The sequence below is a fragment of the Streptomyces sp. NPDC045022 genome (assembly GCF_056432605.1).
In genome coordinates, this window is sequence record NZ_JBWKIR010000007.1 from 217,218 (window position 1) to 230,904 (window position 13,687).

General features: G+C 71.7%; 14 protein-coding genes. 11 read left to right on the forward strand and 3 right to left on the reverse strand.

What is annotated here, in order from left to right:
* The first annotated feature begins 171 nt into the window (after positions 1-171).
* The 6 genes from AC07C1_RS15705 (at position 172) to AC07C1_RS15730 (ending at position 7,551) form a co-directional block, all read left to right on the forward strand.
* The gene (locus tag AC07C1_RS15705) at positions 172-1,395 is read left to right on the forward strand and encodes an amidohydrolase family protein (protein WP_478939254.1); all 1,224 of its coding nucleotides are present in this window, start codon (positions 172-174) and stop codon (positions 1,393-1,395) included.
* Positions 1,392-2,318: an LLM class F420-dependent oxidoreductase gene (locus tag AC07C1_RS15710; protein WP_478939255.1), complete on the forward strand. Its 927-nt coding sequence runs from the start codon at positions 1,392-1,394 to the stop codon at positions 2,316-2,318. Before AC07C1_RS15705 ends, AC07C1_RS15710 begins: the two co-directional genes overlap by 4 nt.
* A gap of 9 nt (positions 2,319-2,327) precedes the next feature.
* Positions 2,328-3,098, forward strand: coding sequence for an SDR family NAD(P)-dependent oxidoreductase (locus tag AC07C1_RS15715; RefSeq protein ID WP_478939257.1), 771 nt, complete (start codon positions 2,328-2,330; stop codon positions 3,096-3,098).
* Between the two features lie 112 nt (positions 3,099-3,210).
* Positions 3,211-4,329, forward strand: coding sequence for an LLM class flavin-dependent oxidoreductase (locus AC07C1_RS15720; RefSeq protein WP_478939258.1), 1,119 nt, complete (start codon positions 3,211-3,213; stop codon positions 4,327-4,329).
* Positions 4,330-4,354: 25 nt separating this feature from the next.
* Positions 4,355-6,103: an N-acyl-D-amino-acid deacylase family protein gene (locus tag AC07C1_RS15725; RefSeq protein WP_478939260.1), complete on the forward strand. Its 1,749-nt coding sequence runs from the start codon at positions 4,355-4,357 to the stop codon at positions 6,101-6,103.
* Positions 6,100-7,551, forward strand: a complete 1,452-nt coding sequence (locus tag AC07C1_RS15730) for an aldehyde dehydrogenase family protein (RefSeq protein ID WP_478939262.1) — start codon at positions 6,100-6,102, stop codon at positions 7,549-7,551. The genes AC07C1_RS15725 and AC07C1_RS15730 overlap by 4 nt, the downstream gene beginning before the upstream one ends.
* A gap of 28 nt (positions 7,552-7,579) precedes the next feature.
* Here the strand turns inward: AC07C1_RS15730 and AC07C1_RS15735 are convergent, their stop codons facing one another.
* Complete coding sequence (locus tag AC07C1_RS15735) at positions 7,580-7,975, reverse strand: nitroreductase/quinone reductase family protein (RefSeq protein WP_478939264.1); 396 nt, start codon at positions 7,973-7,975, stop codon at positions 7,580-7,582.
* A gap of 152 nt (positions 7,976-8,127) precedes the next feature.
* Here AC07C1_RS15735 and AC07C1_RS15740 point away from each other — a divergent pair, with 152 nt between their 5' ends.
* Genes AC07C1_RS15740 through AC07C1_RS15755 form a run of 4 tightly spaced genes read left to right on the forward strand, consistent with a single transcriptional unit; the run spans position 8,128 to position 11,160 of the window.
* The gene (locus tag AC07C1_RS15740) at positions 8,128-8,538 is read left to right on the forward strand and encodes a hypothetical protein (protein WP_478939266.1); all 411 of its coding nucleotides are present in this window, start codon (positions 8,128-8,130) and stop codon (positions 8,536-8,538) included.
* Between the two features lie 11 nt (positions 8,539-8,549).
* Positions 8,550-10,154: a peptidoglycan-binding protein gene (locus AC07C1_RS15745; protein WP_478939268.1), complete on the forward strand. Its 1,605-nt coding sequence runs from the start codon at positions 8,550-8,552 to the stop codon at positions 10,152-10,154.
* A gap of 25 nt (positions 10,155-10,179) precedes the next feature.
* Entirely contained in the window at positions 10,180-10,740 is a 561-nt protein-coding gene (locus tag AC07C1_RS15750) for a hypothetical protein (RefSeq protein ID WP_478939270.1), read from the forward strand.
* Positions 10,741-10,764: 24 nt separating this feature from the next.
* Positions 10,765-11,160 carry a hypothetical protein gene (locus AC07C1_RS15755; RefSeq protein ID WP_478939271.1) on the forward strand — a complete coding sequence of 132 codons (396 nt, stop codon included), beginning with the start codon at positions 10,765-10,767 and terminating at the stop codon, positions 11,158-11,160.
* Positions 11,161-11,167: 7 nt separating this feature from the next.
* On the opposite strand, the gene AC07C1_RS15760 is transcribed toward AC07C1_RS15755, so the two are convergent.
* Together AC07C1_RS15760 and AC07C1_RS15765 are read right to left on the reverse strand one after the other, a co-directional pair.
* Positions 11,168-12,478 (reverse strand): carotenoid oxygenase family protein, encoded by a 1,311-nt coding sequence (locus AC07C1_RS15760; protein ID WP_478939272.1) that lies wholly within the window; start codon positions 12,476-12,478, stop codon positions 11,168-11,170.
* The gene (locus AC07C1_RS15765) at positions 12,475-13,035 is read right to left on the reverse strand and encodes a hypothetical protein (RefSeq protein ID WP_478939274.1); all 561 of its coding nucleotides are present in this window, start codon (positions 13,033-13,035) and stop codon (positions 12,475-12,477) included. Before AC07C1_RS15765 ends, AC07C1_RS15760 begins: the two co-directional genes overlap by 4 nt.
* Before the next feature lie 117 nt (positions 13,036-13,152).
* Between AC07C1_RS15765 and AC07C1_RS15770 the strand changes: the two genes are divergently transcribed.
* Positions 13,153-13,665 carry a PadR family transcriptional regulator gene (locus AC07C1_RS15770; RefSeq protein ID WP_478939275.1) on the forward strand — a complete coding sequence of 171 codons (513 nt, stop codon included), beginning with the start codon at positions 13,153-13,155 and terminating at the stop codon, positions 13,663-13,665.
* Positions 13,666-13,687 lie beyond the last annotated feature (22 nt).

Below are 13,687 nucleotides of genomic sequence, written 5' to 3' on the forward strand. Positions count from 1 at the left end.
CATCACGAACAACCCCGTCAGTTTGCCTTGTTCCGGGCGGTTGCGTCAGCCGTGGGAGACGCCGATCACAGGGCGGCGTGTTCGGTGCACAAGGTCCTCACACCCTCTTCGCATCCGCTGCCCGGAACAGGAGAGCTGACGGACCGTCAGATCGGCGCTACCGTGAGCGCCATGGAGACCACACAGTTCCCGCTGATCATCTCCGTCGACGACCACACCGTGGAGCCCGCCACCGTCTGGCAGGACCGGCTGCCGAAGAAGTACCTGGACGTCGCACCCCGGATCGTGCGCGCGCCGCTGAAGGAGATGACCTTCCTGGGCGGGCGCTTCAAGCCCGTCATGGGCGAACCCGGCAGCACGGACGGCCCCCTCGGCGACTGGTGGGCCTACGAGGACCTGCGTCGCCCGCTCACCCGTCTGGACACCGCCGTCGGCTGCGACCGGGACGAGATCCGGCTGGAGGTCATCACCTACGAGCAGATGCGGCCCGGTTCGTACGACGTCCCCGCCCGGCTCGCCGACATGGACGTCAACCACGTCCAGTCCGCCCTGTGCTTCCCGACCTTCCCCCGCTTCTGCGGCCAGACCTTCACCGAGGCCCGGGACCGGGACCTCGCCCTCCTCTGCGTCCGGGCCTACAACGACTGGATGGTGGAGGAGTGGTGCGGGGCGAAGGCGCGGGGGCGGCTGATACCGCTCACGCTCATACCCCTGTGGGACGCCCGGCTGGCGGCCGAGGAGGTACGGCGCAACGCCGCGCGCGGTGTGCGGGCCGTGGCCTTCTCCGAGATACCGCCCCACCTCGGTCTGCCGTCGGTCCACACCGACGAGTGGGACCCGTTCCTCGCGGCCTGCGACGAGACCGGCACGGTGGTCGCGATGCACATCGGCTCCAGCAGCCGGATGCCCTCCACCTCCGCCGACGCCCCGCCCGCCGTCGGCTCCACCATCACCTTCGCCAACTGCTGTTTCTCGATGGTGGACTGGCTGATGAGCGGCAAGTTCGAGCGGTTCCCGAACCTCAGGGCCATGTACGCCGAGGGGCAGATCGGCTGGATCCCGTACATCCTCGAGCGCGCCGACGTGGTGTGGGAGGAGAACCGGGGCTGGGGCGGGGTCGCCGGCAAGGTGCGCCGGCCGCCGTCCGAGCTGTTCGCCGAGCACGTCCACGGCTGCTTCTTCGACGACGCCTTCGGGCTCAGGAACCTCGACTCCATCGGCGTCGGGAACGTCCTGTACGAGACCGACTACCCGCACTCCGACTCCACCTGGCCGAAGTCCCGCGAGGTCGGCGAGGCGCAGATGGGGCATCTGCCGCCGGAGGTGGTCGAACGGATCGTACGGGGCAACGCCATCGACCTGCTGGGGCTCACGCCAGAAGGCCTGTGGCGGTGAACGCCCTGGCGTACGGCATCCAGCTGCCCGTCCAGTCCCAGAGCACCCTGTACGCGGAAGGCTGGGAGGCCGGCGCCGGACCGGAGGACCTGGTGGCCGTCGCGCGGGCCGTGGACAGCGCCGGGTTCGACTACCTGGCCTGCTGCGACCATGTGGCCGTCCCGCGGCGGCTGGCCTCCGCGATGAGCACGGTCTGGTACGACCCCGTCGCCACCCTGGCCCACCTGGCCGCCGTGACCGAGCGCGTCCGGCTGCTCAGCCATGTGGCCGTCGTCGGGCTGCGGCATCCGCTGCTCACCGCCAAGCAGTACGCCACCCTCGACCGTCTCTCCGGCGGGCGGCTGATCCTCGGCGTGGGCGCGGGGCATGTGCGGGAGGAGTTCGAGGTCCTGGGAGCGGACTTCGAGCGGCGGGGCGCGGTGCTCGACGAGAGCATCGACGCGCTGCGGGCCGCCCTCGGACCCGAGGAGTTCCCCGAGCACCACGGCAAGCTGTACGACTTCGCCGGACTGGGGCAGCGGCCGCGGCCCGCGCAGCCGTCCGTGCCCGTGTGGGTCGGCGGCTCGTCGCCCGCCGCCGTACGCCGGGCCGCGCTCAAGGGTGACGGGTGGCTGCCGCAGGGGGACCCCCGGGAGCGGCTGCCGGCGCAGATCGCGCGGATACGGCGGCTCAGGACGGAGCACCGCGTCGAGGGGCCCTTCACTGTGGGCGCCATCACCGAGCCGCTGTACGTCGGCCGGCCCGGCTGGGACGTCGGCCGGCGCACCCTCACCGGGGCGCCGGAGGAGATCGCCGAGTCGCTGCGGGCGTACCGGGCGATGGGCGTGGACCAGATCCAGGTGCGGTTCCGGAGCCGGAGCCGGGCCGAACTCGTCGAGCAGATCGGCACGTTCGGGGCGGCGGTCGCACCCCGGCTGGACTGAGGAGACGGTATGGGCAAGCTGGACGGGCGGGTCGTCATCGTCACCGGGGCGGCCCGCGGACAGGGCGAGCAGGAGGCGCGGCTCTTCCGGGCGGAGGGGGCGCGGGTGGTCGTGGCGGATGTGCTGGACGGCCAGGGGGAGGCGCTGGCCAAGGAGATAGGCGCGTTGTACGTCCACCTCGACGTGGGCACCGAGGAGGGGTGGCGGGAGGCCGTCGCGGCCGCGAAAGGGGCGTACGGGCGGATCGACGGGCTGGTCAACAACGCCGGCATCCTGCGTTTCAACGCCCTCGTGGACACCCCGCTGGACGAGTTCATGCAGGTCGTGCAGGTCAACCAGGTCGGCTGCTTCCTGGGCATGAAGACGGTGGCACCGGAGCTGGCGGACGGGGGGACCATCGTCAACACCGCCTCCTACACGGCGCTCACCGGGATGGCGGCGGTGGGCACGTACGCGGCCACCAAGCACGCCGTGCTCGGGCTCACCCGGGTGGCCGCCCTGGAGCTGGCGAGCAGGCGGATCCGGGTCAACGCCATCTGCCCGGGCGCCATCGACACGGCGATGTCCAACCCGGCCCGGCTGGACCCGGACGCGGACCCGGAGGAGACGAGCCGGGCCCTGGACGAGCTGTACCGGAGGCTCGTGCCGCTCGGCCGGGTCGGCCAGCCCGAGGAGGTGGCCCGCCTCGCCCTCTTCCTCACCTCGGACGACTCCTCGTACGTCACCGGGCAGCCGTTCGTGATCGACGGGGGCTGGCTGGCCGGGGTCGGCGTCATGTGAGCCCGTATCTGACGTGCTATCAGCTATTGACGGTCGGCGCGACCGATGCGACAGTCGGCCGACACGCCACATCTGACGATCCGTCAGAAAATCCGAGGGACGGTGAACCGCCGTGGAATTCGGGCTCTTCGTACAGGGATACGTGGGCAAGCGCGCCGAGACCGACCCGCTGGCCGAGCACAGGGCGCTGATGGAGGAGACCGAGTACGTCATCCAGGCGGACAAGTCCGGCTTCAAGTACGCCTGGGCCTCCGAGCACCACTTCCTGGAGGAGTACTCGCACCTCTCCGCCAACGACGTCTTCCTCGGTTACCTCGCCCACGCGACCGAGCGGATCCACCTGGGCTCCGGGATCTTCAACCCGCTCGCCCAGGTCAACCACCCGGTGAAGGTCGCCGAGAAGGTCGCCATGCTCGACCACCTCAGTGAGGGCCGCTTCGAGTTCGGCAGCGGCCGGGGCGCCGGCAGCCACGAGATCCTCGGCTTCCTGCCCGGCATCACGGACATGAACTACACCAAGGAGATCTGGGAGGAGACCATCGCCGAGTTCCCGAAGATGTGGCTCCAGGACGAGTACGCGGGTTTCCAGGGCAAGCACTGGCAGCTGCCGCCGCGGAAGGTCCTGCCCAAGCCGTACGGGAAGTCGCACCCGGCGATGTGGTACGCCGCCGGTTCGCCGCCCTCGTACGCCATGGCCGCGCGGAAGGGGCTCGGCGTGCTCGGCTTCAGCGTCCAGAAGGTCTCCGACATGGAGTGGGTGCTGGAGCAGTACAAGACGGCGGTCGTGAACGCGGAACCCGTCGGGGATTTCGTGAACGACAACGTGATGGTGACGACCACGGCCATCTGCGCGCCGACACACGCGAAGGCGATCGAGATCGCGGTCGGCGGCGGTCTGCACTACCTGCCGTCGCTGGTCTTCCGCTACCACGACACGTTCCCCCGTCCCGAGGGCTTCCCGGTGTGGCCGGAGACGCTGCCCGAGTACACACCGGAGTTCGTGGAGCTGCTGATCGAGGAGGAGTTGCTGATCTGCGGTGATCCGGACGAGGTGCTGCGCCAGTGCGAGCGGTGGGAGCGGGCCGGGGCGGACCAGCTGAGCTTCGGGCTGCCGGTGGGGGTGCCGAAGGAGGAGACGTTGCAGACGATCCGGCTGATCGGGGAGCACGTGATTCCGAAGATCGACACGGATCCCGTGCACCGGACCTCGCGGTTCCGGGCGGCTGTGTGAGCACCGGCAGGTCAGCGTCCCGGAGGTGAAGGAGGCCAGCCCCATGCTCGATCACGTCATCAAGGGCGCCACCGTCGTGGACGGTACCGGTGCGCCCGGCTACACCGCCGACGTCGGCATCCGGGACGGCCGTGTCGCCGCCATCGGGAGACTCACCGGGAACGCCCGCACCAGCGAGGACGCCACCGGTCTCGTCCTCACCCCGGGCTTCGTCGACCCCCACACCCACTACGACGCCCAGCTCTTCTGGGACCCGTACGCCACCCCCTCCCTCGATCACGGGGTGACCACCGTCGCCGCCGGCAACTGCGGGTTCACCCTCGCGCCGCTGCATCCCGCCCGTCCCGAGGACGCCGACTACACCCGGCGGATGATGTCCAAGGTGGAGGGCATGTCCCTGGTGGCGCTGGAGCGGGGGGCGCCCTGGAGCTGGAGCGGTTTCGGGGAGTATCTGGACGCCCTCGAAGGGCGGATCGCCGTCAACGCGGGCTTCATGGTGGGGCATTGCGCGCTGCGGCGGTATGCGATGGGGCCGGAAGCGGTCGGCGGACAGCCGTCGGAGGACCAGCTTCAGGCCATGGTCCGGCTGTTGCACGAGGCCATGGACGCCGGTGCCTGGGGGCTGTCCACCACCCAGTCCAGCACCCACTCCGACGGGGACGGGCAGCCGGTCGCCTCCCGGCACGCCCGGCCGGAGGAGCTGCTGGCGCTGTCGCGGGCCGTCGGTGAGCACGAGGGCACGCAGATCGAGGCGATCGTCGCCGGCTGCCTGGACCAGTTCAGCGATGCCGAGATCGATCTGCTGGCGGAGCTGAGCGCGGTCGCCGGGCGCCCGTTGAACTGGAACGTCCTCACCATCGACGCGGCCGTGCCGGAGCGCGTGCCCCGGCAGCTGAGCGCGAGCGAGCGGGCCCGGAAGGCGGGCGGCCGGGTGGTGGCCCTGACCATGCCGATCCTCACCCCGATGAACATGTCCCTGGGCACGTTCTGCGCCCTGAACCTCATCCCGGGGTGGGGGCCCGTCCTCGGGCTGCCCGTTCCGGAGCGGATCACCAGGCTCCGCGATCCGGACGTCAGGAAGGAGATGCTGCGGCGGGCCGGGTCGAAGGAGGCGGGCGTCTTCCGGCGGCTCGCGGACTTCGGCCGCTACGTCATCGGCGACACCTACAGCGCGGCCAACCGCGGGCTGACCGGCCGGGTCGTGCGGGACATCGCCGCCGAGCGCGGGCAGGACCCGTTCAGCTGCCTGGTGGAGATCTGCGCCGCCGACGAGCTGCGTACGGTGCTGTGGCCGATGCCCAGTGACAACGACCCCGCCTCCTGGGCGCTGCGCGCCGAGACCTGGCGGCACGAGGACGTCCTGCTCGGCGGCTCGGACGCGGGCGCCCACCTGGACCGGATGTGCGGGGCGCCGTACACCACCCGGTTCCTCGGGGACTGCCTGCGCGGGCGGAAGCTGGTCGGCCTGGAGCAGGCGGTGCGGATGCTGACCGACGACCCGGCGCGGCTCTTCGGGCTGCGTGAGCGCGGGCGGGTGAAGGAGGGCTGGCATGCCGACCTGGTGCTGTTCGACCCGGAGCGCATCGACGCGGGCCCGGCCCGGCTGGTGCACGACCTGCCCGGTGACAGCCCCCGGCTGGACTCCAGGGCGCTCGGGGTGCGGGCCGTGTGGGTCAACGGGGTCGAGGCGATCCGGGACGACGTGGTGACCGGGGCCGTACCCGGCAAGGTGCTGCGGTCCGGGCAGGACACGCGGACGGTGAGCACGCGGTGAGCGAGGCGCAGCCGCTGTTCGTCGGCGGGGAGTGGGTGGAGCCGGACGGCGGGCACTACCCGGTGACCGACCCGGCCACCGAGCAGCTGGTCGGCTGGGCCCCGGAGGCCTCGCCGGAGCAGGTGCGGGCGGCCTGCGCGGCGGCCCGGGAGGCGTTCGGGGCGTGGTCGCGGACCCGGCCGCAGGAGCGCGCGGCGGTGCTCGGGCGGGCGGCCGGGATCATCCGCGGTTCCCTGGAGCCGTACGCCGACCTCGCCCGCGCCGAGACCGGGGCGACGACCGGGACGGCCCGCGCGATGCAGGTCGGGGTGGCCGCCGCCCGCTTCCGCCGGTACGCCACGGTCGAGCCCGCCGAGTGGGCGATAGCCCCGCAGATCAACGAGGCGGGCCCGATGGGCGGGGCGGCCGTGCTGGGCGCGCTGGCGGTACGGCAGCCCGTCGGGGTCGTCACCTGCGTCACCTCCTACAACAACCCGTGGGCCAACCCGGCCGGCAAGGTCGCCCCGGCCCTGGCCATGGGCAACACGGTGGTGGTGAAGCCCGCCCCGCAGGACCCCCTCTCCGTCTACCGGATGGCGGAGGCGCTGGAGGCGGCCGGGGTGCCGCCGGGCGTGGTGAACGTGGTCTCGGGGCGGGAGGTGGCGGTGGGTGAGGCGGCGGTGGCCTCTCCCGACGTCGACATGGTCAGCTTCACCGGCTCCACGGCCGTCGGCCGGCGCATCGCCGAGGTGTGCGGGCGGGACATGAGACGTCAGTTGATGGAGCTGGGCGGGAAGGGCGCGGCCGTCGTCTTCGACGACGCCGACCTCGGCTCGGCCGTCGCCGGCATCGGCACCACCTTCTCCTTCTACAGCGGGCAGATCTGCACCGCCCCGGCCCGGGTGCTGGCCCAGCGCGGTGTGTACGACCGGCTGGTGGCGCGACTGGCCGCGTATGCCGCCCGGTTGCGGGTCGGCGATCCGCGGGATCCGGACACCGTCGTGGGGCCGGTGATCTCGGGCGAGCACCGGGCGCGTGTGGAGTCGTACGTCGAACTCGGCCGGAAGGAGGGCGCAGTGGTCGTGGCCGGCGGTGAACGACCGCCGCTGGAGCGCGGGTTCTACGTGCGGCCCACACTCCTCGCCGACTGCGGCAACGACATGCGGGTGGCCCGGGAGGAGATCTTCGGGCCCGTGGTGGTGGTGATCCCCTTCGACGACGAGGAGGAGGGGGTGGCCCTGGCCAACGACTCCGACTACGGGCTCGTCGACTATGTCTGGTCCGGTGACGTGGCCAGGGCCTTCCGGGTGGCGCGGCGGCTGCGGGCGGGGGGCGTGGGCATCAACACGGTCGGCCGCAACATGGAGGCCCCGTTCGGCGGGTTCAAGCGGAGCGGGGTCGGCCGGGACGTCGGCGTGTACGCCCTGCACGCGTACAGCGAGGTGCAGTCCCTCGTGTGGCCGGGCTGAGCCGTACGCCGGGATCGGGTGAGGCGGCTCAGTCCGTCAGGTCCACCCGTACCGTCAGCAGGTCGGTGCCGAACGCCCGTACCGCCGCGCTGTTGAAGCGGGGCAGGGCACGCAGCCGGGCCAGGGCGTCGTCGTCGGGGAGGAGGTGGGCGGTGCCGTGGTGCCAGCGTCCGGCGATACGGACGCGGACGCGCGGATCGGCCTGGATGTTCCGTACGTACTGCGACTTGTGGCCGAACTCCGAGACGAGCCAGAAGGATTCCCCGACCCGGCGTCCGCCCACCGGGGTCTGCCGGGGCCGGCCGGACGTGCGGCCGGTGGTCTCCAGGAGGGTCTGGAAGGCCAGGCGCCGGTTGATCGGGTTGGCCAGGTACCGCTGGAAGCGGGTCACGATGCGGTGCTTGCGGTCTGCGCGGTCCGGCATGTCTCTGGCTCTCCTGCTCTCGCCGGGCGCGGACGGCGCCCGGCGTGGATGCTGTGTCGGCCCCGTGCGGGGCGTGTGATGCGGGGACGTTCGTACGACTGCCGCGTGTTAGCCTCCCCCGCGGTCACGAACTATCGCAACGGGGGAGCGTGATGGGCGCGTCTTCGGACGGCTACACGGTCAGGTCCGGCATGTCCGGGCAGGCGAAGGAACTGGACGGCGCGGGCGACGAGGCGGGACACATCCGTACGGCGATCAGCCCCGCCATGTGCTACACGCAGGAGGCTCTGGGCGGCGCCGAGGCGAGCACGGCGTTCAACGCGTTCGCCGCGGCCTGGGAGGCGGACGCCTCCACGCTGGAGTCGGCGCTGCACGAACTCGCGGACAAGGTCCGCCTCGCCAAGGGGGCGTACGCGGGCGGCGACCACGCCGTCGCGACCCGGGCCGAGGCCGTGCCCGCCGGGGGCAGCGGCGTCACCACGATGCCGGTCCCCGCCGGGCTGGGCGCCCTCACCACCATGCCGGCGTTCGCCCAGCGGCCGTCCGCCCTCTCGGACTACTGAGGGGCGCGTCGATGACGGGATTCTTCGGGCCGCTGTACTCCCCGGCCGCACGCCGCTCCTGGCTGGCCGGGCTGTGCGAGAGCATTCCCAAGGCCGGGTCCAAGAACGATCTGCTGGACCAGATCGACGGCGCTCTCTTCGCGTCCGCGCCGGACGGTGACACGGCGACGCTCGAGTCGCTGAGCAAGCGCTACCGCGGCCAGGTCGACAAGGCCGGGGACCTGCACGACCGGGTGAACAAGGTGTCCCGCAAGGGGCTGTCGGAGGTCTGGGTCGGCGACACGAGCGTCCTCGCCTCCGACGCGGTGGGCGCCGCCGCCCGGGGCGCCACCAGGATGGCCGAGGCGTTCCAGGGTGGCGCGAAGGCGCTGCTCACGCTGGCCGACGCGCTCGGGCACGCGCAGAAGCAGGACGCCGACGGCCGCGCCAAGATGCGGCAGGCGAAGCAGCGGCTCGGCGGCAAGGACGGCTTCCTGGACCGCATGGTCGAGACCGACGAGGAGAAGGCGGACCTCGTGGCGGCCCGGAGCGTCGCCTCCGACGGGGTCGACCTGATGCACAAGGCGGCCGTGGCCGCGGACGACGCCGTCCGTGCCGCGGCCCGGGACCTGAACAAGTGGGCGGCCGAGGCGCGCGCCGGGAAGATGCACACCGACGACCTGACCGCGGTCGACCGGCTGATGCTCGCCGACACCAGCGGACCGGCCGGCGTTGCCGACTACAACGAGATCCTCACCGCCAACGACCTGGAACGCTCGGGCCAGGCGATGGAGAAGCTGTCGCCGGCCGACCGGGCCCGGATGGAACAGCTCCTGGCGGGCGCGAAGTCCCCGCAGGAGAAGGCGTACCTCATGAAGGCCCTCGCCGCCGGACACGGCGTCGACGACATCGAGACGTTCGGCGGGAAGATCCACGGCAAGGACCCGGCGTGGCTGCAGCAGCACCTGTCACCGATCGTCACCAAGGGGGACAGCCTCAAGGACGAGGGGACGAACCCCAGCAGCGGCGCCAACATCAACACCGACCTGCAGAGCTTCGGCTCCCAGCAGTGGTCCCAGGGCGGCGACGGCAGTGAGGGCACCTGTGTCGCCTCCTCCACTGTCACCGCCCGCGCCATGGTCGACCCCGTCTACGCCCTCGGGCTCACCGGTGGGCCCAGTGGGCAGGAGAACGACCCGGCCGCGTTCCGGCGGCGCCTGGTGGACGAGCAGCACCGGGTGCACGAGGAGGGCCACGGCGGTGCCGGCTACAACGGCATGGGCCTGGACGGCAAGACCGAGGTCGTCAACAAGGAGATCAGCCCCGAGACCGGCAGCTCGTACGAGCTGCACGAGGTCCGTGACGCGGACGCGCGGCGCAACGTCCTGCCGGACATCGAGAAGGCGGTGGCGGAGGGCAAGCCGGTGCCCATCGGCGTCGAGGGGTACGACGCCCAGAACAAGCGGTCCGGCCACGCGATGATGATCGTCGGCCAGGAGGGCGACAAGCTGGAGATCTACAACCCGTGGGGTCAGACCACATGGGTCAGCGAGGACGACTTCGTCAACGGCGGCATGGCGAAGGCCAGTGACAACGCACTGCCCGACGCCTACGCCGTTCATCTGCCCCAGGACTGAGAAACCCAGGAACCGGCGACTGACCATGACTTCACGCGCACCACTCCTCGGCTCGGCCGCCCTCGTCTGCCTGCTCGCCCTCACCGGTTGCGGCAAGGAGAGCGGGACCGGCGGGACCGGCACCCCCGGCGGGACGGCCACCCCGAGCGTGCGGGCCACGTCCGGCGGCACCGCGGTCACCGAGTACGGCACCGCTGACCGGACCATCACCGTCGAGCCCGGCAAGCGGTTCGCCCTCACCGTCCCGGCGTCCCCGACCCTGGACCAGAACTGGTACCTCACCGACCCCGAGCCGGACTCGGCCGTGCTGAGGTACCGGGGCAAGCGGAAGGACTACGGCGGCGGCGACGCCGACGGCAGCACCGACGGCACCCAGTCGTTCGACTTCACCGCCGTGGCGAAGGGCAGGGCCACGGTACGGCTGCTGTACTGCCCCCTGCACACATGCACCGGCCCCGGCCCCGACGACCGGTCCACCCTGTCGCCGACCCCCGACGGCACGGCGTCCCCGTCCCCGTACCCCACCGCGACCGGCACCCCGGACTCCCACGCCGGCTTCTACGTCTTCACGATCACCATCCGCTGATCCCGGACCGGAACCGAGGCCCTCATGCCCCCTGCTCCCGACAGCCGCACCGACGACGAGGTCCTGGCCGCCACCGACGTCACCCAACTGCTGCGCTACGGCCTGATCCAGGAAGCGTTCCGCACCGCCCTGTTCGGTGACGGTGCCATCGCGGCCGCGGTCACCCTCGACCGGCTCGGCGTACTGCCGCGGTCGGTGGTGTTCGTCGCCGGGATCGTCCGGTCCGGCGGCCTGGCGTACGCCGCGGAGCTGTCCGAGCCGCTGCCGTCCCCGGAGCCGGCGGCCGTGCTGCGGGACTGGCTGAGCGGCGCCGCGCAGACCGCCACCACACCGGAGGCCGAGACCTGGGCCGCGCGCTGGCTGGACGCGGTCGCCGAGATCATCGCCCTGCGCCGCGCCACCCGCGAAGGCACCGCCTAGTGCGGCACTAGGCATCCCGGTCGGCCAGCCAGTTGCCGTGGAAGCCGAACGGCACCCGGGCCGGCAGGTGGATCGTGGCGACCGGGGGCGCGGCGAGGTCGTCGGCGTCCAGGACGACCAGGTCGCTGCGGTCGGTGGCGGCGTCGTGGACGTACGTCAGGAGCCAGCCGGGGCCGCCGGGTGTGTCGTCGGCGGGGGCGAAGGCGGCCTCCCCGGGGGTGCGGCCGGGCCCGAAGTCATGCGCGACGGCGGTCCCGGAGGACAGGTCGTAGCGGACCAGTGAGGTGCCGCTCGTCAGGTGCCCGTGTCCGGCGGCGAGGCCGGTGAGCCGGTCGTCGACGCGCGGGAACTCGCCCGGCCGGTCGTCGCACTGTTCCTCGCGGACCGTGCCGGTCGCCGGGTCGATGGTCCACTTCCACAGCACGGCCTGCCGCGGCCTCGCACCGCCGTCCGTGTCGCGCCGGTACATGTCCGGGTAGCGCATCACGTGCAGCACGATGGTGCCGTCCGGCGCGTCATGGGCATTGAGGATGTGGAAGACGTAGCACGGGTCGACGGTGAACCAGCGGACCGGGCCGTGCGGGTCGTCGCGGCGCAGCACGCCGAGGCGGGCGCCGTAGCCGTCGTCCCAGCTGTACGGCATGGTGCCGCCGGTCAGGGCGAGTTCGACGTCGAAGACGACGGGCAGGTCCATGAAGACGACGTGTCCGGCGGTGAGCGCGAAGTCGTGCAGCATGGTCGGCCCGGGCACCTCGACGGGCCTGCTGAGCACCAGTTCGCCGGTGGCGTCCGCCCGGTGGTAGGTGAGGTGGGTGGGCTCCAGCATGCCGTAGCCGAAGAAGTGCAGTTCGCCGGTGGTGGGGCAGGTCTTCGGGTGGGCCGTCATCGCGGTGTGCAGGCGGCCGTCGAAGTCGTACGGGCCCTTGGTGCCCAGGTCGCGGGTCAACTCGTAGGGCAGGGCGGTCTCGACCAGGGCGAGGGTGCGGCCCGCGTGCCGGACGACGTGCGTGTTGGCCGGTCCGGCGGTGAGGTCCCGGCGGCCCTGGTCGTCGTACATCAGCGCCCCGTCGGTCAGGCGGCTGGTGCGGACCCAGCGGTTGCGGTAGGCCACGGCGCGGCCGCCCTCCAGGCGCACCCCGTGGATCATGCCGTCACCGAAGAACCAGTGCCCGGAGGCGGCGTCGGCCGGGTTCGGGCCGTTGCGCAGGTACCAGCCGGCCGGCTCGGGCGGGATCGTGCCGGTCACCGGCAGGTCGTGCGCGGTGAATTCCTCGGTGACCGGGGCGTAGTTGCCGGAGAGGTGCTCGGGGGTGGTCATCGGGCCGCCTGCGCGGCCTTCGCCTGGACATGGGCGACGTAGCGGACGGTGAACATCATCGGGACGACGAAACCGGCGATCTGGACGAGCGTCGCGGGCGTCGAGTGGCCGTGCCCGGCGTGGGCGACCAGAGCGAGGACGACGGCGGTCAGGGCGAAGGCGGCGGTCCATACGGCGGTGATGACCACGTTGGTGCGGATGAACGGCTTCAGACCCCAGAGTTCGCGCGGAGTGGTGCGCTTGGCGATGCCCAGCGTGAACGGCCGGCCGATGGCCAGCGAGACCCCGGCGACCAGGGCGAGGGTGCCGGCGGAGAGGGCCGCGGAGTAGTCGTGCACGCCCGAGTGGGGATCGGCGAAGGCGACGGCGGCGAGCACGGCGAAGAAGACCGCCGAGCCCGACTCGATGATGAGGGTGTCGAATCCGGTGCCGGACCGCTTCTCCTGGGCGATGATCCCGATGGCCGCCACCAGGGCGGCGAGGGCGCCCCACTGCCAGTCCGCCGAAGGGATGACGGCGAAGACGATCCATGGCAGGAACGTGCGCAGGTACGACATGTGGGTCCCCGTTTTCTGGTGTCCGAGGCCGGTCCGGGCCTTGGAGTTCCTTCTTCGACATGTCAAAAGTAGAAGGTCCGGCATCGACATGTCAATAGTGGAAGGTAAGGTGGGGGCATGAGCCTCAGACACGCACTCCTCGGCCTGCTCACCGAACGCCCCGCCAGCGGCTACGACCTGCTCAAGCTGTTCGAGACCTCACTGGCCAACGTCTGGCCGGCCACACAGAGCCAGATCTACACCGAGCTGACCAAGCTGGCGGGCTCCGGGCTGATCACCGTGGCCGCCGAGGGCCCGCGCGGCCGCAAGGAGTACGCCCTGACCGACGAGGGGCTCGCCGAGCTGCGGCACTGGCTGACGGAGACCAGACCCCAGCGGAACACCCGCAGCGACATCCTGCTGCGGGTCTTCTTCCTCGGCGTACTGCGGCCCGAGCAGGCCCACGCCTATCTGACCGAGCTGATCGAGATGTCCGAGCAGAGCCACGAACAGCTGCGCAGGCTCACCGAGTTCATAGACTGGGACGACGACAACCTCTCGGTCTACGGCCGGATCGCCCTGGAGTACGGCCTGCGCTTCAACGCCATGCGGAAGGAATGGGCCGAGTGGGCGGCGGCGCAGATCGAGTAAGGGGGCCGGGCGGGGTACGGAT